Here is a 19,772-nt window from a genome sequence, read left to right as displayed (position 1 = left end):
AAATGTGGGAGGGGGCTTGCCCCCGATAGCGGCGGATCAGTAAACATTTAAGTGACTGACACACCGCTATCGAGGGCAAGGCGAATCGTCGCACCGCCCCTCCCACATTTGATCGGTATTGTGGCTGACTATTTGCGAACGACCAGATCAAGCACCTCATCCCGATCCTTGATCTTCTGCAGCACAATCTCCGAGCGGATATCCATCACCCCCGCCGTGCGGTTCAGGTGGTTCACGATAAAGTCCGAAAAGTGCTTGAGGTTGCGTGCCTGCACCCGCAGCACATAGTTGCTGGCGCCGGTGATCACGTAGGCGCTGGCCACTTCCGGCCAGCCTTGCACCTTCTTGATAAACGTCTCATGCCAATCCTCCACATCCTGGCGCAATGACAGGTGGACGATGGCCTCCAGTTCAATCCCCAACTGCTCGGCATTCAACACCGCACGGTAGCCGCTGATAATCCCTTCGCTCTCCAGCAGGCGTAGACGACGCAGGCAGGCAGAGGGCGACAACGCGACTTTTTCCGCCAGTTCCTGGTTGCTGATACGGCCATCCTGTTGCAGGAAATGCAGGAGGCGCAGGTCGGTGGCGTCAAGGATCATGGTTAGAATAAATCCGCGTATTTAGGGGTTAACTTCGAATTTCCTACAGCTTAATTAGCCTGTTACCCACCACTTTGCACGAAAATTCTCTAAATCTTCGTTCATTATTTGCTGCATCCTCACTGACAAAAACCAGGACAACCCATGACCCCTCGCAGCCATTGCCAAGCCCTCGACACCCAGGACCCGCTGGCGTCGCTACGTCAGCAGTTCGCCTTGCCGCAGGACGTTATCTACCTGGACGGCAACTCCCTCGGTGCGCGTCCGGTGGCGGCGCTGGAGCGGGCGCAGGCGGTCATCGCGCAAGAGTGGGGCAATGGCTTGATCCGCAGTTGGAACAGCGCCGGCTGGGCCGACTTGTCCCAGCGCCTGGGCAACCGCCTGGCGCCGCTGATCGGTGCGCGGGACGGTGAGGTGGTGATCACCGATACCACCTCGATCAACCTGTTCAAGGTGCTCAGCGCCGCCTTGAGCGTGCAGCGCCAACGTGAGCCGGCGCGCAAGGTGATCGTCAGCGAAGCGAACAACTTCCCCACCGATTTGTACATCGCCCAGGGCCTCGCCGAGTTGCTGCATCAGGGCTACTCCCTGCGCCTGGTCAACAGCCCGGATGAATTGCCCGAGGCCATCGATGCGGACGTGGCGGTGGTGATGCTCACCCACGTCAACTACAAGACCGGCTACATGTACGACATGCAGGCGCTCACGGCCTTGAGCCATGAATGCGGCGCGCTGAGCATCTGGGACCTGGCGCATTCGGCCGGCGCGGTGCCCATCGACCTGCACGGGGCCGGTGCTGACTATGCGATTGGCTGCACTTACAAATACCTCAACGGCGGCCCCGGTTCCCAGGCATTCGTGTGGGTCAACCCGGCGTTGGTGGACCTGGTGCACCAGCCGCTGTCGGGCTGGTTCGGGCATACCCGGCAGTTCGCCATGGAATCCAGCTATGCGCCGAGCGCCGGCATCGCCCGCTACCTGTGCGGCACCCAGCCGATCACATCGCTGGCGATGGTGGAATGCGGCCTGGAGATTTTCGAACAGACCGACATGGCCCGCCTGCGCAGCAAATCCCTGGCGCTGACCGACCTGTTTATCGAGTTGGTCGAAAGCCGCTGCGCCGCCCACAACCTTGTGCTGATCACTCCCCGTGAACACGCCCGGCGTGGCAGCCATGTGAGCTTCGAACACCCGGAGGGATATGCGGTGATCCAGGCCCTGATCGCACGTGGCGTGATCGGTGATTACCGCGAGCCGCGCATCATGCGTTTTGGGTTTACGCCGCTGTACACGAGTTTTACCGAGGTGTGGGATGCGGTGGAAATCCTCGGTGAGATTCTCGATAACACCACCTGGGACCAGCCGCAATTCAAAGTGCGCCACAGCGTCACCTGAAGATAACGCAGATCCCCTGTGGGAGGAGGCAAGCCCCTCCCACAGGGGATCTGCGACAACGGTTAGACAGTACAACCACAATAATAAAGGGGCACACCACGTGACCACGCCAGACAACGGCTTTGCCGAGATCACCCACCGCGAACTGGGCCTGAGGCGCCAGCTCACTTCCGGCCAGATGAGCATGATCGCCATCGGTGGCGCCATCGGCACCGGGCTGTTCATGGGCAGCGCCTATGCCATCGGTTACGCCGGGCCCAGCGTGCTGGTGAGCTACGCGATCGGCGCGTTGATCACCTTGCTGCTGATGGGCTGCCTGGCCGAGATGACGGTGGCCCATTCCACCTCGGGCTCTTTCGGCGCCTATGCCGAGTTCTACATCAGCCCGCTGGCCGGGTTCCTGGTGCGTTACGCCTACTGGGCGGCGATTGTGCTGGCGGTGGGGGCCGAGGTCACGGCGGTGGCGATGTACATGAAATACTGGTTCGCCCACGTGCCGGAATGGGTGTGGATCGTGTCGTTTTCCAGCGTGCTGATCCTGCTCAACGCCATCAGCGTCAAGACTTTCGGCAACTTCGAATACTGGTTTTCGACGATCAAGATCAGCGCCATCGTCGGCTTCATCCTCCTCGCGGTGTACGTGGTATTCGGCTCCGGCAACCCGCAATACGGGGTGCAGAACTACACGGCCCACGACGGGTTTTTCCCCCATGGCGTGAGCGGCATGTGGATCGCCGTGATCGTGTCGATCTTCAGCTACTTGAGCGTCGAGATGATCGCCGTGGCCGCCGGTGAAGCGGCGGACCCGGAGCAGGCCGTGAAGAAAGCCTTTCGCGCGACCATCGTGCGGCTGGTGGTGTTTTACCTGCTGACCCTGGCGCTGATGCTCGCCATCGTGCCGTGGAACCAGGCCGGCCAGGCCCAGAGCCCGTTCGTCACGGTGATGCAGACCATCGGCATTCCCGGCGCTACCGGGGTGATGAATTTCGTGATCCTGATTGCGGCCTTGTCGGCGATGAACAGCCAGCTCTACATCACCACGCGCATGATGTTCAGCCTGTCCCGCGCCGGCTTTGCGCCCAGGTCCATGGGGGCCTTGAGCAAGAGCGGCATTCCGCTGAATGCCTTGCTGTTGTCCAGCTCGGGCATCGCCCTGGCGACGCTGTTGAACCTGGTGTACCCGGAAAGCTCGTTCACCCTGATGATGGCGATCTCGATGTTTGGCGCGATCTTCACCTGGTTCATGATCTTCCTCACGCACCTGTTCTTCCGGCGCTATCGCAAGCGTCATGGCGGCGCGAAGCTGTCGTTCCAGTTGCGCCTGTTTCCCTACAGCACGTTATTGGGCCTGGTGCTGATGGGCGCGGTGATGATCACCACGTACTTCACCGAAGCGTTCAAGATGACCCTGGTGTTTGGCGTGCCGTTCCTGCTGATCCTGTCGGCGGTGTATTACGGGGTTTTCCGCAAGGGCAGGGCCAAGGCATCGAACAAGGCCCTGGCGTAACCCGGCAATTGTTCGAACGAACGCGCGCATAACAGCAGCGTTCGGCAAGCCCACTCTTCCTGCAACGGTTGGGCGAGGAAGCGGCGCGGCGCTGGCCAGCGCGCCAGCGCCGCCTGGGGCACGATGCCCAGGCCGGCGCCGCGGGCCACCATGCGAATCAGCCCGTCAAAACCGTCGGCGCGGATGCGCGTCTGCACACGAAAGCCCGCGTGCAGCGCCTGTTCTTCCAGGTACACCGCGAGTGCGCTGGCGGCGGCCAAACCCACGTAGTCGTATTGCAGGCTGTCGACAAAGCTCACCGTGCCGCCCGCCAGGGGATGGTCGTGCGGCATGATCAGCGCCAGCGGGTCGTCGCGAAAGGGCAAGGTCTGCAAGCCGTGGGTGTCCACCGCGTCGGAGATGATCCCCAACTCCGCCGTGCCCTGGCGCAAGGCCTGGGTGATGCGCAGGCTGGGCAATTCCTGCAGGTCGATATCGAGGTTGGGGTGTTCGCGCAGAAAGTCCGCGAGCAGTTCCGGCAGGTATTCGCTGAGCGCAGTGGTGTTGCACAGCAGGCGCACCTGGCCTTTGACGCCGTTGGCGTATTCCGCCAGGTCCTGTTGCAGGTGCTCGGCCTGTTGCAACAACAGGCGGGCGTGACGGGCCAGGGCCTTGCCTGCCGGTGTGGGGGTGACGCCGCGACGTCCACGCTGGAGAAACTCGATGCCCAACGACGCCTCCATCGCCCGGATGCGGGCACTGGCGGCGGCCAGGGATAAATGGCTGCGGGCCGCGCCGGCGGTGATGTTGCCGGTGTCGAGGGTGTGCAGGTAGAGGCGCAGGTCGATCAGGTCAAAGTGCATGGCTGATGGCTCGGGTAACTGGATTGGCCTCAGGCTCACGCAAAACAAGAGGCTGCCTCAGTATATGGCGAATTTTAGAGCGCATCGAAAAGTCGCACACTCTGCCCATGAATATCTTCCTCGCGTTTTACCAGAACCTCGGTCCCGCCCTTACCTTGCTGGTGATCGGCACCTTCCTGCTGGCCGGTACGGTCAAGGGGGTTATCGGCCTGGGCCTGCCCACTGTCGCCATGGGCATGCTCGGCCTGGCTATGCTACCGGCGCAGGCAGCGGCATTACTGATCATCCCTTCGACCGTCACCAACCTGTGGCAATTGGCATTCGGCGGGCACCTGAGTGCGTTGCTCCGGCGGCTATGGCCGATGTTGCTGCTGATTTTCCTCGGCACCGGGCTGGGCACGGTGTGGCTGGGGATGGACGGCGGGCAATGGGTGGTGCGCGCACTGGGCGCCGCGTTGCTGGTGTATGCACTGAGCGGACTGTTCCTGCCCACGTTCAAGGTCAAGGCCCGGACCGAGCGTTGGCTGGGACCGGTGTGCGGGCTGATCACTGGCCTCATCACCTCGGCCACCGGTGTGTTTGTGATTCCTGCCGTGCCGTACCTGCAGGCGCTGGGATTGAACCGCGATCAACTGGTGCAGGCGTTGGGGTTGTCGTTCACGGTATCGACCCTGGCCCTGGCCGCCGGTCTAGCCTGGCGCGGCACCTTGGGCGCTGGCGCAATCAACGCCTCGTTGCTGGCCTTGGTGCCGGCGCTGCTGGGCATGTGGCTGGGCCAGGTGGTACGCCAGCGCATCAGTGCGGTGCTGTTCAAGCGGGTATTTTTTATCGGCATGGCGCTGCTGGGCGGGCATTTGCTGATCGGCGGTTAACAATTAGCGATCCATTCGTTCCTTGTGGTCAAAGGTATTTTGCCCGGTGGCGGCTTATTCCGAAGGGTCGAGGTGGATAGTCTGCGTCCAGACATTTTCAACCTTCTGGATGCCTCCCATGAAAAAAGTACTCCTGCTCAACGGCGGTAAAAAGTTCGCCCACTCCGACGGCCGCTATAACGCCACCCTGCATGACACCGCCTTGGCGGTGTTGGACCGAGGCGGTATCGACGTCAAGGTCACCCATATCGACGAAGGCTACGACGTGGCCGAAGAGGTCGCCAAATTCCTCTGGGCCGATGTGATCATCTACCAGATGCCCGGCTGGTGGATGGGCGCGCCCTGGATCGTCAAGAAGTACATCGACGAAGTCTTCACCGAAGGCCACGGAAGCCTGTATGCCAGCGATGGTCGCACCCGTTCCGACGCCTCGCAGAAATACGGCAGCGGCGGCCTGGTCCAGGGCAAGCACTACATGCTGTCACTGACCTGGAATGCACCGCAGCAAGCCTTCGACGACCCGACCGACTTCTTCGAAGCCAAGGGCGTGGATGCGGTGTACTTCCCGTTCCACAAAGCCAACGAGTTCCTCGGCATGACCGGCCTGCCGACCTTCCTGTGCGTGGACGTGATGAAACGCCCGGCCATCGAGGTGGATGTGGCGCGCTACGAACAGCATCTGGCGCGGGTGTTCAACCTCTCGGTGTAAGCTGCGGTACACCGATAACGAGGACCGCCCGTGAAAGCCCGATCCGATGAGCTACAGATCTTCGTCAGCGTGATTGAGTGCGGCTCGATTTCCGCCGCCGCGGAGCAGGTCGGGCAGACGCCGTCGGCGGTCAGCCGCACCCTGTCGCGCCTGGAAGCCAAGCTTGAGACCACGCTGATCAACCGCACCACGCGGCGCATGGACCTGACCGAGGAGGGCAAGTACTTCTTCGAGCAGGCCAAGCTGATCCTGGCGCAGATGGACGAGCTGGAGGAGCGCCTGTCGTCACGTCAGAAGAACCCCGCCGGGCGCCTGCGCATCAATGCCGCCGTGCCGTTCATGCTGCATGGGATCGTGCCCTATATCGCCGAATTCCGCCGTTTGTACCCGCAGATCCAGCTGGAGTTGAACAGCGATGACCTGATCATCGACCTGCTGGAGCAGAGTACCGATATTGCGATTCGCATCGGTGCCCTGGCCGACTCCACCTTGCATGCGCGATCCCTGGGCTGTACGCCGCTGCATATCCTCGCCAGCCCCGACTACCTCAAGCAGTACGGCACGCCGACGACGGTCGCCGAGTTGGCTGACCACACCCTGCTGGGCTTTACCCAGACCGAAACCCTCAACCACTGGCCGCTGCGTCATGTGGAGGGTGACCGCTGGCTGATCGAGCCCAGCGTGGCCGCGTCCAGTGGTGAAACCCTGCGCCAGTTGGCGTTGGAAGGGCAGGGCATTTGTTGCCTGTCGAACTTCATGACCGTCGAAGACATCAATGCCGGACGCCTGGTGCCGGTGCTGGAGGCGTTCAACAGCGGGTATCGCCAACCGATCCACGCGGTGTTCTACCGCAACTCGCAATTGGCGTTGCGCATCCAGTGCTTCCTGGACTTTATCCAGGCCAAGCTGGCGCGGTATGCGTGCTGATTCGTGACTGTCGCGCAAGAGTGAATTGGGTGGTGCGGGCTTATTCGTCAGGGATGAGTCCGTAACAATGGACCCATCACTTACCCCGTCAGGAGCACTCTCCATGAACGTATTCATTACCGGCGCAGCCGGTTTTATCGGCGGTTCCATCGCCACCGGCCTGGTCAAGGCTGGTCACACGGTTACCGGCCTGGTACGCAGCGCCGGGCAAGCGGCTGAAATGACTGCCCTGGGCATCAACCCGGTGATCGGCACCCTCGACGATGCTGCTGTGTTGACCGAGCAAGCGCACAAAGCCGATGCAGTGATCAATGCCGCGAGCAGCGATCATCGTGCCGCAGTGGAAACCCTGCTGGCCGCACTGAAAGGTTCGGACAAGCCATTCCTGCACACCAGCGGTTCGAGCATCGTGGGGGATGCGTCGGGCGGCAAGTCCAGCGATGTCATCTATTTCGAAGACAGCCTGCCGGAACCGACCGTCGACAAGGCTGCCCGCGTGGCCATCGACAACTTGATCCTGGCAGCGGCCAAAGACGGGGTGAATTCGGCGGTGATCTGCAACACCCTGATCTACGGCCACAGCCTCGGTGTGAAGCGCGACAGCGTGCAACTGCCGCGCTTGCTCAAGCAGGCACGCAAGAGCGGCGTGGTGCGCCATGTCGGCACCGGGCAGAACATCTGGTCCAATGTGCACATTGAAGACGTGGTGGCGCTGTACCTGCTGGCACTGACCCGCAACGTGCCGGGCACCTTCTACTTTGTGGAAAGCGGCGAGGCCTCGTTTATCGACATGACCACGGCGATTGCCCAAGCCCTGAACCTGGGCCGGCCGCAGGATTGGCCATTGGCCGAGGCTGAGGCCGAGTGGGGCTATGAAATGGCCAACTATGGCCTGGGCTCCAACAGCCGCGTGCGTGGCAGGCATGCCCGGGAGTTGCTGGGCTGGGCGCCGAAGCGTACGTCGGTGGTGGAGTGGATTCGTCAGGAGATGGTCTAAGTTTTCCGCGTTTAGTTGTGGCGAGCGGGCCTGCCCGCGTCGGGCTGCGAAGCGGCCCCCTGTCAGTAATCGCATACATTCAGACAGAAATACGGTGAATGGTTTTGGGGCTGCTTCGCAGCCCAACGCGGGGCAAGCCCGCTCACTACAAGGTGTGTGCTTGCCTTAAAAATCTGGCCCCACCGCGCTCAATTCCGTACCATTCCCCGCCTTATCCCCCGCAATGCCCTGGTGCCTCATGAACCTCACCCGTCTGCGCGCCGATGCCCTGGCCGGCCTCACCACGTCTTTCGCGCTGCTGCCCGAGTGCATCGCCTTTGCCCTGGTGGCTCACCTCAACCCGCTGATGGGGCTGTACGGCGCCTTTATCATTTGCACCCTCACCGCCTTGTTCGGCGGCCGGCCCGGCATGGTGTCCGGGGCGGCAGGCTCGATGGCGGTGGTGATCGTCGCGCTGGTGGTGCAGCACGGCGTGGACTACCTGCTGGCCACGGTGCTGCTGGGCGGGCTGATCATGGTCGCGTTCGGCCTGTTGCGCCTGGGCAAGCTGGTGCGCATGGTGCCGCACCCGGTGATGCTGGGGTTCGTCAACGGCCTGGCGATCATCATTGCCCTGGCCCAGTTGGAACATTTCAAGAACGGTGAAAGCTGGCTCAGCGGCATGCCGTTGTACGTGATGACCGGCCTGGTGCTGGTGACCATGGCCATCGTCTACCTGCTGCCGCGCATCACCCGTGCGGTGCCGCCGGCCCTGGTGGCGATCCTTGGCGTGGGCCTGGCCGTGTACCTGCTGGGCTTGCCGACCCGTACCCTCGGCGACATGGCCCACATCGCCGGCGGCCTGCCGAGCTTCGCGCTGCCGCAGATCCCCTGGACCCTGGAAACCCTCGGCATCATCGCCCCCTATGCGTTCCTGATGGCCATGGTCGGCCTGCTGGAAACCCTGCTGACCCTGAACCTCACCGACGAAATCACCGAGACTCGTGGCTACCCCGACCGCGAAAGCGTGGCCCTGGGCGCGGCGAATATGCTCTCGGGCCTGTTCGGCGGGATGGGCGGTTGCGCGATGATCGGGCAAACCGTGATCAACCTCAGCTCCGGCGGGCGCGGACGATTCTCCGGGGTGTTCGCCGGGGTGATGATCCTGCTGTTTATTTTGTTTCTGTCACCGCTGATCGAGCGGATCCCGCTGGCGGCGCTGGTGGGGGTGATGTTCGTGGTGTCCCAGCAGACCTTCGCCTGGGCGTCCCTGCGGGTGATCAACAAGGTGCCGCTCAATGATGTGCTGGTGATTATCGCGGTAACGGTGATCACGGTGTTCACCGACCTGGCCACCGCCGTGCTGTGCGGCATCGTGATCGCAGCACTGAACTTTGCCTGGCAACAGGCCCGTGAGCTGTACGCCGATGAGCATCTGGAAGCGGATGGCAGCAAGCTCTATCGCCTGCACGGCACGCTGTTCTTTGCCTCGACGACGCCGTTCCTGAACCAGTTCGACCCGGCCAACGACCCGGCCCAGGTGACGCTGGATTGCCGTCACCTGAGCTTTGTCGACTACTCGGCGATTGCCGCGCTGATGACCCTGCGCGAGCGCTACAGCAAGGCCGGCAAGCATTTGCGCGTGCTGCATTTGTCCGAACGCTGCAAGAAGCTGCTCAAGCGTGCGAGGGTGCATCACGACTGATTTTATGGCCCGACCAGGTCTTCCAGTTCCTGGGCGCGGGTCTGGGTCATGTCCAGCACGCAGCCGGTGCCGTTGACCTGGTCGATGGTGCCGCCGGTAGCCGAGCCGGCGAAGGCACAATTGGCGTCACGGTACTTGATCCACAGGCGCTGCAGGTCCTGCAGTTGCTGCCTGCGGTTGCCTTCCTGTGCGGCGAGGGCGGTTTTGTAGGCTTTGTTCAGGCGCGTGTCTTGCACCTTGGTTTCCTTGACGTTGCAACCAACCATGTCAGCGGTGGTATTGGCGCCGTCCATGCATTTTTTCAGCGCCGGGTTGTCGGCGGCGGCGGCAGTGCCGCACACGGCGAGAAGCAGGGCGCCGGCGGCGAGTGTCGTACGAATCATGCTCGATTTTCCTGGCATCGGTGGATGTGCATTCTATGACTCAAGGGTATGCGTTGAGTTTCCAGCCTTCTCCGATCTTCATGTAAGAACACCCCCCGGATTTTCATGCACGGCCCTTGGGCATGTCCCAACGCGACAGCGCTTATCTGTGGGCGAAAGTTACTTTCATGAAATTTGAAAATGCTCCTCGGTAATGATTTATGAGTTTCACAACCAATTCGACGTGACCCTTTCCGAGGAGTACCGCATGGCCGCATCACCGGGCTTCGGGCTGTTGGCATACGCTGCCATCGCCATCATTGCTTTGATCGTGCTGATCGCACGTTACCGGCTCAACCCGTTTATCGTCATCACCCTGGTGTCCATCGGCCTGGCGCTGATGGCCGGGATGCCGGCGGACACCATCATGGGCTCCTACGAGGCGGGCGTCGGCAAAACATTGGGGCATATCGCCCTGGTCGTGGCACTGGGCACGATGCTCGGCAAGATGATGGCCGAGTCCGGTGGCGCCGAGCAGGTGGCGCGCACCCTGATCAACCGTTTCGGCGAACGTAATGCCCATTGGGCCATGGTGTGCATCGCCTTCCTGGTGGGGCTGCCGCTGTTTTTCGAAGTGGGCTTTGTGCTGCTGGTGCCAATCGCCTTTACCGTGGCGCGGCGCGTGGGGGTGTCGATCCTGATGGTCGGCCTGCCGATGGTTGCCGGCCTGTCGGTGGTGCATGCGCTGGTGCCGCCGCACCCGGCGGCGATGATGGCCGTGCTGGCGTATAACGCGTCGGTGGGGCAGACCGTGCTCTATGCGATCCTCATCGGTATACCCACGGCGATCATCGCCGGCCCGGTGTACGCCAAATTCATCGTGCCGCGTATTCACCTGCCGGCGGAAAACCCGCTGGAACGCCAGTTCATCGAGCGCGAACCCCGTGAGCGTTTGCCGAGCTTTACACTGACCATGGGCACCATCCTGTTGCCGGTGGTGCTGATGATGATCGGCGGTTGGGCCAACGTGATCTCCACCCCAGGCAGCGGCTTCAACCAGTTCCTGCTGTTTATCGGCAACTCGGTGATTGCGCTGCTGGTGGCGACCCTGGTGAGTTTCTGGACCCTGGGCCTGGCGCAGGGCTTCAACCGCGAGTCGATCCTCAGGTTCACCAATGAATGCCTGGCACCGACCGCGAGCATCACTTTGCTGGTGGGCGCGGGCGGTGGCCTGAACCGGATCCTCGTGGATGCAGGCGTCACTCATGAGATCCTCGGCCTGGCCCACGCGTTTCAGTTGTCGCCGCTGGTGATGGGGTGGCTGTTTGCGGCCCTGATGCGCATCGCCACAGGTTCGGCCACGGTAGCCATGACCACCGCATCCGGCGTGGTTGCGCCGGTCGCCCTGGGCCTGGGTTATCCACACCCGGAATTGCTGGTGTTGGCCACTGGCGCGGGTTCGGTGATCTTTTCCCACGTCAACGACGGCGGCTTCTGGCTGATCAAGGAATACTTCAATATGACGGTGATCCAGACCTTCAAGACCTGGACCGTGCTGGAGACTTTGATTTCGGTGGTCGCCTTCGGTCTGACTTACGGCCTGTCCTGTATTTTGTAACCCGGAGCCTTCATGGACATCCTCTACCAGATCCGCGCCCGTCAGGATTCCTTCAGCGCCGGCGAAGGGCGTATCGCCAGGCTGATGCTGGAGGATGTGGGCTTTGCCGCCTCGGCCAGCCTGGAAGAGCTGTCCCAACGGGCCGAGGTCAGTACCGCGACGTTGTCGCGGTTTGCCCGCAGTGTCGGTTGCCGGGATTTGCGCGACCTGCGCCTGCAACTGGCCCAGGCCAGCGGCGTCGGCAGCCGCTTCCTGGACCCGGCGGGGTTGCCTGAACAGTCGGCGTTTCATCGGCAGATTCTCGGCGATATCGAAGCGACGTTGCGCCAGCACTTGTCGGGTTTCAACCAGGCGAGTTTCGTCGATGCGGTCAACCTGCTGGGCAAGGCGCGGATGATCCACGCGTTCGGCATGGGCGGGCCGTCGAGTTTGTGCAGCGATGAATTGCAGGTGCGCCTGGTTCGCCTGGGCTATCCGATTGCCGCCAGCCACGACCCGGTGATGATGCGCGTCACGGCGGCAACCCTGGGGCCGGAACACGCGCTGATTGTCTGCTCGCTCACGGGCCTCACCCCTGAATTGCTCGATGTGGTGGCGCTGGCCCGCAGCTATGACGCGCGCATTGTCGCCATCACCTTGGCCGACTCACCCCTGGCACGGTTGGCGGATGTACTGCTGCCGCTGCAACCGGCGGAAACCAGTTTTATCTACAAACCCACAGCGGCGCGCTACGGCATGTTGCTGGCCATCGACCTGCTCGCCACCGAACTGGCGCTGGCCCTGCCCTACGACAACCAGGAACGCCTGCGCCGGATCAAGCTGGCCCTCGACGATTATCGCGGCGGCCCTGACCGCCTGCCGCTTGGAGATTGATATGACGTACGACACGCTGATTCGCCAGGCGCTGATCATCGATGGCAGCAACACCGAAGGGTTTGTCGCCGATGTGGGGCTGCGTGCCGGGCGCATCGAGACCATTGGCGACTTGTCGACGGCGGTGGCCTCGCATGAAATCGATGCGACTGGCCGTGTACTGGCGCCGGGCTTTATCGATGTCCACACCCATGACGACACGGTGGTCATCCGCCAGCCGCAGATGCTGCCCAAGCTCAGCCAGGGCGTGACCACGGTGATTGTCGGCAACTGTGGCATCAGCGCCTCACCAGTGAGTTTGCGCAGCGATCCGCCGGACCCGATGAACTTGTTGGGCAGCGCTGCGGCGTTTGTTTATCCGCGGTTCAGCGACTATCGCAGCGCCGTTGAAAGCGCTCATCCAGCGGTCAACGTCGCGGCATTGATCGGTCACACGGCGCTGCGCAGTAACCACATGGACGACCTGCATCGCACCGCCACACCGGATGAAATCGCCGCCATGCGTGTGCAGTTGCACGAGAGTCTCGAGGCCGGCGCCCTCGGTTTATCCACCGGCCTGGCCTACGCCAGCGCGTTCAATGCCGAGACCGATGAAGTGCTACAACTGAGTGAAGTACTCACGGCCTTCGGTGCGGTGTACACCACCCATTTGCGCAGCGAATTCGAACCGGTGCTGGAGGCCATGGACGAGGCTTTTCTGATCGGCCGGCACGCACAGGTACCGGTGATCATTTCCCACCTCAAATGTGCGGGCGCGGGGAACTGGGGGCGTAGTCCGCAGCTGTTGGCAGCGTTGGAGTCGGCGGCGAAAACCCACCCGGTGGGGTGTGATTGTTATCCCTACGCGGCCAGTTCTTCGACCCTGGACCTCAAGCAGGTGACCGACGCATTTCGCATCACGATTACCTGGTCGACGCCGCACCCGGAAGTGGGGGGGCGCGACTTGCAGGACATTGCCGGCGAATGGGACGTCTCGTTGATGGATGCCGCTCGTCGTCTACAGCCTGCGGGAGCGGTGTACTACGGGATGGATGAAGCGGATGTGCGACGCATCCTTGCGCATCCATTGTCGATGGTGGGGTCTGATGGGTTGCCCGAAGATCCGTTTCCACACCCACGCTTGTGGGGGGCGTTTCCACGGGTGCTGGGGCATTTCAGCCGGGATGTCGGCTTGTTCCCGTTGCACACCGCCGTGCACAAGATGACCGGCTTGTCGGCAGCGCGTTTTGGGTTATCCGAGCGTGGTGAAATTCGTGAAGGGCATTGGGCCGACCTGGTGTTGTTCGACCCGTTGCGGGTGCGGGATGTGGCGGATTTCAATGAGCCACAGCGGGCAGCGCAAGGCATTGATGGCGTGTGGGTCAACGGCGTATTGAGCTACAGCGATGGCCAAGCGAACGGTCAGCGACCGGGGCGCTTCCTGGCGCGCAGTGGGGATTTGCGTGGTGGGTTTTCGACTCTATAGTGGGCGCTTTCATACACGGAGCGATTGTCATGCACTTAGGAAAAGTCACCCCCATCCTGCGGATTTTCGATGAGGCCAAGGCCTTGGAGTTCTACGTCGACTTTCTGGGGTTCAAGGTCGATTGGCAGCATCGCTTTGAGGCGAACTATCCACTCTATCTGCAGGTGTCGCTGGGCGATTGTGTACTGCACCTGTCCGAACATCATGGCGATGCTTCGCCGGGCGCGGCGGTGCGGATTCAGGCGCAAGGGGTGGACACGTATCAGCAGCAGTTGGCGGGCAAGGATTACCGTTACGCCAAGCCTGGGGTTGAGGAAACGCCTTGGGGATCGCGGGAGATGAGCATCAAGGATCCGTTTGGGAATCGGGTGGTGTTTGTTGAGGAAGGTGAGGGCTGAGAGGTAAATCGCAGGCAATAAAAAACCGCCTTGGTAGGCGGTTTTTTATTGCAATCCCAGTTTGCGGCTGGGGTTGCTGTCTCACAGGAGCACTGACGTGTTGGAGAATACTACTGCTGCTTTAAGGTTTTTTACAAGGGCTGACGATAACTGGTTTTATTGGTTTTCAATTGCAAAGAACAGCAACAACTTTTGAGGGCGATTAGTTGTTACTTGTAACACCTTGGCGTAGATGGCTGAGCTAGCATCACCCGCGTTCTGTGTTCATCGTGAGGAAGGTTGGCTGGGTTCGCGCGCAAATTTTGGACCGACTGCCACGGGCTTGCAATCCGTGCCGGATTAATGCGGGAGGACCATCAACCCAGCCGCCTCACAGGAGCACTGACGTGCGTCCAAAGGCCCACATGTTCCGGTAAGTGTGCTGGAGGTAAGGCCCAACTCACGGAGGGCCGAGTATGTCTAGGTTTGCACGACGTACATGGAACCTCGTAGTGAACTGCCTACGTGCTTATCACGTATGGAAGTTCCTGCGGGACAGCTTCGATGACTGCTAACGTCTGAGAGGTGGAGCCGCCTCGGTATATGCCGAGGCGGCTTTTTGATTTCTTACACCCGGAAGTGACTGACCATCTGCTGCAACTGGCTACCCAAACGCGCCAGTTCCACGCTCGATTTCGCCGTTTCATTGCTCGCGGTGGCGGTCTGCTCGGACACATCACGCACATTCACGATGCTGCGGCTGATCTCTTCGGCCACGGCGCTTTGTTCCTCGGCGGCAGCGGCGATCTGCTGGTTCATGGACTGGATGTTCGACACCGTGCGGGTGATGTTTTCCAGGGACACGCCGGCCTTACGCGTCAGTTCGACACTGCTGTCGGTGAGGCTGCGGCTGTTGTTCATCACGTTGGCGACTTGCTGGGTGCCGTTCTGCAAACCGGCGACCAGGCCTTCGATTTCTTCGGTGGATTTCTGCGTGCGCTGGGCCAGGCCGCGCACTTCGTCGGCGACCACGGCAAAGCCACGACCGGCTTCACCGGCACGCGCCGCTTCGATCGCTGCGTTGAGCGCGAGCAGGTTGGTCTGTTCGGCCACCGCCTTGATCACGTCCATCACGCTGCCGATCTTGTTGCTCTCTTGTTGCAGGTGCGCCATGGCGTCGGTGGAACGCTCCACTTCGGCGGCCAGGCGTTCGATCTGGGCGATGGCCTCGGCCACCACTTTATCGCCTGCTCGGGCCTGGCCGTCAGCGTCGGCGGCGGCCAGAGAGGCTTGCTCGGCGTTGCGTGCGACTTCCTGCACGGTGGCGGTCATTTCGTGCATTGCCGTGGCGACCTGATCGGTCTCGATCTTCTGGCTGTTCACACCGGCGCTGGTCTGCTCGGTGACGGCCGACAACTCTTCGGCGGCACTGGCGATCTGGGTCACGCCGTCGCGAATCCCGCTGATCAGTTCACGCAAGGTGGTGCCCATGCGCTGGATGCCTTGTTGCAGTACGCCCAGTTCATCGCGACGGGTGACCTGGATATTGTGGCTCAGGTCGCCGGAGGCGATGCGCTCAACCACAGCCAGGGTTTCCTGCAGTGGGCGGGTGATCTGGCGGGTGATCACCAGTGCCGCGATGATACCGACCAGCAGTGCCAGCAACGTGCTGATCAGCTGCAGGCTGCGGGCCTGGGCGCTTTCGGCGTCGCGACGATCCAGCTGGATGTCATACAGCTTGTCGCTGATGGTGACGATATCGGCGCCTTGGGTGGTCATTTCGGCACGGGCAGCCACGATATTGGCGTTGGCCGTCTTGTAGTTTTGAACGGCTGTGCGATAGGCGCCCAGGGCGGTTTCCAGGGCGCTCAGCGCGCTTTGCTGGCTGGCGCCGAATGCGACACTGAGGCCTTTCAAGCCGCCGATGGCTTTCTCGATTTGTGCCGCAGCGCGGGCTTCGGTGTCCGGGTTGACGTTGTTGGTGTAGCCACGCACTTCGTAGCGGGCCAACTGGAACGCCTGCTTGGCGTTGGTCACCGCCTGGAACTGAGTGAAGCGCTCCGGGCTGTCGGGTATCTGCTGCACGCTGGTGTCCAGCGCATCGATCTGGGCGTTGGCGATATCGGCCTTGTCCCCCATGACCTGGCGAGCAGCGTTGCCGTTACGGTAAGCCTCGCGCATTTTGTTCAGGGATTGCTGATAAGCCGTGATGATGGCTTTCTGCTCGTTGAGCAGCTTGACGTTTTCCGGGCTCTTGAAGCTGTCCAGGAGTTTCTGTTGCTGGGCAGCAAAGGCATCCAGGCTGGTCTGCACGTTCTGCGCCACGGCTTCATCACCGTTGGCCAACATGTATTGCAGGCGCACGATGCGCAGTTTGGTCAGCGACGCGTTGAGCTGGGTAATGTCGCTCATCCAGTTACTGCGGTCGATCAGGCTGCCCAGGCTGGTCCAGCCGGTGAAGGCCAGGATCGAGGTGAGAACCAGTACCAGGCCAAAGCCCAGGCCCAGTTTGAGGTTGACGCTGATGTTACCGAACCAGCTGTTCATCGAATGCTCCGCGAAGGTGATTTTTTGTCTGCTGGACGGTGTTGTTGTTTGAGCCAGCCAAAGTGTGTAGCGCTGTATCGGCGGGGAGGGTTGAATCTGAAGCGCTTTTATTGCGCGTGCGACGAAGGGTCGCGATCCCGGTGCCGTGCCGCGGTGGGGGGCTCATCACCAGCAGGTCTTGTGTGCTAGTCTGCTGGCCCTTTTAGTTCAGGGCGGCGCGCACATCACTGTTTCCAGTGCTGCCCTACAGCGGAGCCTCTTCATGTCCGAAGTTAATCTGTCCACCGACGAAACCCGCGTCAGCTACGGTATCGGCCGTCAGTTGGGCGACCAACTGCGTGACAACCCGCCACCGGGTGTGAGCCTGGACGCGATCCTGGCTGGCCTGACCGACGCATTCGCCGGCAAACCAAGCCGTGTTGACCAGGAGCAAATGGCTGCCAGCTTCAAGGTCATCCGCGAAATCATGCAAGCCGAGGCCGCTGCCAAGGCTGAAGCCGCTGCCGGCGCTGGCCTGGCGTTCCTGGCTGAAAACGCCAAGCGTGAGGGCATCACCACCCTGGCTTCCGGCCTGCAATTTGAAGTGCTGACGGCCGGTGATGGCGCCAAGCCCACCCGTGAAGACCAGGTGCGCACTCACTATCACGGCACCCTGATCGACGGCACGGTGTTCGACAGCTCCTACGAGCGTGGCCAGCCTGCAGAATTCCCGGTGGGTGGCGTAATCGCCGGCTGGACCGAAGCCCTGCAACTGATGAATGCCGGCAGCAAATGGCGCCTGTACGTGCCGAGCGAACTGGCTTACGGCGCTCAAGGCGTTGGCAGCATTCCGCCGCACAGCGTGCTGGTATTCGACGTCGAACTGCTCGACGTTCTGTAAGACCTGCTGCTGCTTACCTGTGGGAACGGGGCCGTTCGTTCCCACAGTGTCTTGCCGGTGTGTTCATGGATGGAACTTGCCATTGAGCTCCGTCGCCGGGCGCAACGCTCGGGCATAGCAGAACAGAAACAGATTACGCACCACTTCCTTGAGCACTCCTGGTTCACTCGAACTCAGGCCGTTGACGTCCAGGTCACCCTGATCCTGCAATTCATTCAGCGCTTCTTCTTCCAGCACCGCACAGACTTCGCCGGTTTCCCGATGAAGGATGCGCAGGTAAGGGTGTGGGCGGTCGAGCCAGGCATCTATCAAATAAGTCATGGGTACATCTCCTTGATGGGTTTCAATGAGAATAATTCTTATTCGTAGAATAGCAAGTGCCTATTGGCAGTTTCCTGGTTTTTCTGTGTGGATATTGCGAGGGGTCAACGGGGAGGGCAAAAAGCCATCCCGCGCGGGCGCGGGATGGATCCAGCAGGTTCAGACTTTGCGCACGAACTCCGACTTGAGTTTCATCGGGCCGATACCGTCGATCTTGCAATCGATATCGTGGTCGCCGTCGCACAGGCGGATGTTCTTGACCTTGGTGCCGACCTTCACGACCAGGGACGTACCCTTGACCTTGAGGTCTTTGATCACGGTGATGGTGTCGCCATCCTGCAGGACGTTGCCCACAGAGTCTTTCTTCACGGTTTCATCGCCGGCTGCTTCGGCCTCGCCATTGGCGGACCACTCATGGGCGCATTCCGGGCAGATCAGCTGGGCGCCGTCTTCATAGGTGTATTCGGAATTGCATTTCGGGCAGGGTGGCAACGTGCTCACTAAAGCTCCTTGAGATTCAGGGATGACTAAAAGTCGCACATTATATAGGGTTTTGTGATGTTGCAGGCTGTATGAAATCCAAATGTGAGAGGGGGCTTGCAGGTATGTCTTAGTGAGTACGCGCGACCGCAAACTCACTCAGCTCAACCAGGGCATCCCGGTACTCGCTGGCCGGCAGGGCTTGCAGGCACTGGATCGCACGGGCCACGTAGTCACGCGCCAGTTGCGCGGTGTACTCCAGGGAACCGGACGCTTCCACGGCAGCGCGGATGGCCTCCAGGTCTTCGATCCCGCCTTTCTGGATCGCCTTGCGCACCAGAGCCGCCTGTTCCGGCGTGCCTTCGCGCATGGTGTAGATCAGCGGCAAGGTCGGTTTGCCTTCGGCCAGGTCGTCGCCGACGTTCTTGCCCAGGGTCTCTGCATCGCCACGGTAGTCGAGCAGGTCGTCCACCAGCTGGAATGCCACGCCCAGGTGATCACCGAAGGTTCGCAGGGCTTCGGCCTGCTCGGCGGTCGCGCCACAGAGCGCGGCGGCACTGTGTGTGGAGGCTTCGAAGAGCATCGCGGTCTTGCCGCGAATCACTTCCATATAGGTTTCTTCGGTGGTGCTGGCGTCGCGAACCTTGGACAGCTGCAGCACTTCGCCTTCAGCGATGATGCGCGTGGCCTGGGAAAGAATCTTCATCACAGGCATCGAGCCGAGCTCGACCATCATTTCGAACGAGCGCGAGTACAGGAAGTCGCCCACCAGCACGCTCGGGGCATTGCCCCACATCGCATTGGCGGTCTCGCGGCCACGGCGCATGCCGGACATGTCGACCACGTCGTCATGCAGCAGGGTCGCGGTGTGCAGGAATTCGATGGTGGCGGCCAGCAGGCGCAGGTCATCGCCTTCGCGGCCCAGGGCCTTGCCACACAGCAGCACTAATAAAGGACGCAGGCGTTTACCGCCCGCCGACGTAATGTAGTCGCCAATTTTGGAGACCAGCGGCACTTTAGACGTCAGCTGCTGCTTGATGATGCCGTCGACGGCGCTAAAATCGTCCGCGACCGCGCGGTAGAAAGCTTGGGGTTGCATCAGCGACAGTCGCTCCAGAAGGGTTGCGCGGCATGCTAGGACCCTGACCCCCGGGTGTCAAGGCGCGATAGACGGCCACTTGCAACACCCATTTACCTTGCGTACAATCGCGCACCCTGAACTTCCTGGGCAGCACCTGCCTTACGCAATTGCATTCGGGACGTCCATCCCATGCAGCCATGCCAGCCAATACCTCTTCTTATAAAGCGCTGGGT

The 19,772-nt window shown here is 61.4% G+C and carries 18 protein-coding genes and 3 pseudogenes; 12 read left to right on the top strand and 9 right to left on the bottom strand.

Annotation, left to right across the window (positions count from 1 at the left end; genetic code table 11):
• Positions 1–128: 128 nt before the first annotated feature.
• Positions 129–602, bottom strand: a complete 474-nt coding sequence (locus tag AC07OP_RS27160) for an Lrp/AsnC family transcriptional regulator (RefSeq protein ID WP_003176072.1) — start codon at positions 600–602, stop codon at positions 129–131.
• A gap of 144 nt (positions 603–746) precedes the next feature.
• Here AC07OP_RS27160 and kynU point away from each other — a divergent pair, with 144 nt between their 5' ends.
• Both kynU and AC07OP_RS27150 read left to right on the top strand, forming a co-directional pair.
• Positions 747–1,997: a kynureninase gene (kynU, locus tag AC07OP_RS27155; RefSeq protein ID WP_495102775.1), complete on the top strand. Its 1,251-nt coding sequence runs from the start codon at positions 747–749 to the stop codon at positions 1,995–1,997.
• Between the two features lie 100 nt (positions 1,998–2,097).
• A complete protein-coding gene (locus AC07OP_RS27150; protein WP_115488632.1) occupies positions 2,098–3,504 on the top strand; it encodes an amino acid permease in 1,407 nt (468 codons plus the stop codon).
• On the opposite strand, the gene AC07OP_RS27145 is transcribed toward AC07OP_RS27150, so the two are convergent.
• Entirely contained in the window at positions 3,450–4,346 is an 897-nt protein-coding gene (locus AC07OP_RS27145) for a LysR substrate-binding domain-containing protein (RefSeq protein ID WP_141155997.1), read from the bottom strand. The genes AC07OP_RS27150 and AC07OP_RS27145 overlap by 55 nt on opposite strands.
• A gap of 107 nt (positions 4,347–4,453) precedes the next feature.
• Between AC07OP_RS27145 and AC07OP_RS27140 the strand changes: the two genes are divergently transcribed.
• The 5 genes from AC07OP_RS27140 (at position 4,454) to AC07OP_RS27120 (ending at position 9,535) form a co-directional block, all read left to right on the top strand.
• Positions 4,454–5,218, top strand: coding sequence for a sulfite exporter TauE/SafE family protein (locus AC07OP_RS27140; protein ID WP_495102774.1), 765 nt, complete (start codon positions 4,454–4,456; stop codon positions 5,216–5,218).
• A gap of 118 nt (positions 5,219–5,336) precedes the next feature.
• The gene (mdaB, locus tag AC07OP_RS27135) at positions 5,337–5,927 is read left to right on the top strand and encodes an NADPH:quinone oxidoreductase MdaB (protein ID WP_027607662.1); all 591 of its coding nucleotides are present in this window, start codon (positions 5,337–5,339) and stop codon (positions 5,925–5,927) included.
• 30 nt (positions 5,928–5,957) lie between these two features.
• On the top strand, positions 5,958–6,854 hold the full coding sequence (locus tag AC07OP_RS27130) for a LysR family transcriptional regulator (RefSeq protein WP_065947220.1): 897 nt from the start codon (positions 5,958–5,960) through the stop codon (positions 6,852–6,854).
• Between the two features lie 103 nt (positions 6,855–6,957).
• Positions 6,958–7,851, top strand: coding sequence for an NAD-dependent epimerase/dehydratase family protein (locus AC07OP_RS27125; protein WP_098480087.1), 894 nt, complete (start codon positions 6,958–6,960; stop codon positions 7,849–7,851).
• A 238-nt stretch (positions 7,852–8,089) separates the two neighbouring features.
• A complete protein-coding gene (locus tag AC07OP_RS27120) occupies positions 8,090–9,535 on the top strand; it encodes a SulP family inorganic anion transporter (RefSeq protein ID WP_495102773.1) in 1,446 nt (481 codons plus the stop codon).
• A gap of 2 nt (positions 9,536–9,537) precedes the next feature.
• Here AC07OP_RS27120 and AC07OP_RS27115 read toward each other — a convergent pair whose 3' ends face one another.
• Complete coding sequence (locus AC07OP_RS27115; protein WP_405126434.1) at positions 9,538–9,918, bottom strand: lysozyme inhibitor LprI family protein; 381 nt, start codon at positions 9,916–9,918, stop codon at positions 9,538–9,540.
• A gap of 247 nt (positions 9,919–10,165) precedes the next feature.
• Between AC07OP_RS27115 and AC07OP_RS27110 the strand changes: the two genes are divergently transcribed.
• From AC07OP_RS27110 to AC07OP_RS27095, 4 genes are read left to right on the top strand one after another with little or no spacing between them, the layout of a single operon-like run.
• Complete coding sequence (locus AC07OP_RS27110) at positions 10,166–11,515, top strand: GntT/GntP/DsdX family permease (RefSeq protein WP_223841626.1); 1,350 nt, start codon at positions 10,166–10,168, stop codon at positions 11,513–11,515.
• A gap of 12 nt (positions 11,516–11,527) precedes the next feature.
• Positions 11,528–12,388 carry a MurR/RpiR family transcriptional regulator gene (locus AC07OP_RS27105; protein WP_495102772.1) on the top strand — a complete coding sequence of 287 codons (861 nt, stop codon included), beginning with the start codon at positions 11,528–11,530 and terminating at the stop codon, positions 12,386–12,388.
• Position 12,389: 1 nt separating this feature from the next.
• Positions 12,390–13,853 carry an N-acyl-D-amino-acid deacylase family protein gene (locus tag AC07OP_RS27100; protein ID WP_495102771.1) on the top strand — a complete coding sequence of 488 codons (1,464 nt, stop codon included), beginning with the start codon at positions 12,390–12,392 and terminating at the stop codon, positions 13,851–13,853.
• 29 nt (positions 13,854–13,882) lie between these two features.
• Entirely contained in the window at positions 13,883–14,251 is a 369-nt protein-coding gene (locus AC07OP_RS27095; RefSeq protein WP_027607654.1) for a glyoxalase superfamily protein, read from the top strand.
• A 606-nt stretch (positions 14,252–14,857) separates the two neighbouring features.
• Here AC07OP_RS27095 and AC07OP_RS27090 read toward each other — a convergent pair.
• The 3 pseudogenes from AC07OP_RS27090 to AC07OP_RS27080 form a co-directional block, all read right to left on the bottom strand.
• Positions 14,858–15,451, bottom strand: a pseudogene (locus AC07OP_RS27090) (methyl-accepting chemotaxis protein); the annotation flags it as partial.
• Between the two features lie 261 nt (positions 15,452–15,712).
• Positions 15,713–15,859 (bottom strand): annotated as a pseudogene (locus AC07OP_RS27085) (HAMP domain-containing protein); the annotation flags it as partial.
• 120 nt (positions 15,860–15,979) lie between these two features.
• Positions 15,980–16,777: pseudogene (locus AC07OP_RS27080) on the bottom strand (methyl-accepting chemotaxis protein); the annotation flags it as partial.
• Between the two features lie 262 nt (positions 16,778–17,039).
• Here AC07OP_RS27080 and bamJ point away from each other — a divergent pair.
• Positions 17,040–17,657 (top strand): BamJ family beta-barrel-assembly machinery protein, encoded by a 618-nt coding sequence (gene bamJ / locus AC07OP_RS27075; protein ID WP_115488641.1) that lies wholly within the window; start codon positions 17,040–17,042, stop codon positions 17,655–17,657.
• A 63-nt stretch (positions 17,658–17,720) separates the two neighbouring features.
• Here the strand turns inward: bamJ and AC07OP_RS27070 are convergent, their stop codons facing one another.
• The 3 genes from AC07OP_RS27070 to AC07OP_RS27060 form a co-directional block, all read right to left on the bottom strand.
• Positions 17,721–17,978, bottom strand: a complete 258-nt coding sequence (locus AC07OP_RS27070; protein ID WP_003194088.1) for a PA4570 family protein — start codon at positions 17,976–17,978, stop codon at positions 17,721–17,723.
• A gap of 159 nt (positions 17,979–18,137) precedes the next feature.
• Entirely contained in the window at positions 18,138–18,479 is a 342-nt protein-coding gene (locus AC07OP_RS27065) for a zinc ribbon domain-containing protein YjdM (protein WP_017254008.1), read from the bottom strand.
• A gap of 109 nt (positions 18,480–18,588) precedes the next feature.
• Complete coding sequence (locus AC07OP_RS27060) at positions 18,589–19,557, bottom strand: polyprenyl synthetase family protein (protein WP_027607652.1); 969 nt, start codon at positions 19,555–19,557, stop codon at positions 18,589–18,591.
• Positions 19,558–19,772 lie beyond the last annotated feature (215 nt).

This window comes from Pseudomonas sp. GW821-FHT09D08 (assembly GCF_059416305.1).
Note: the sequence above shows the minus strand (reverse complement) of the source record. Positions and strands in the feature narration are given on the sequence as shown.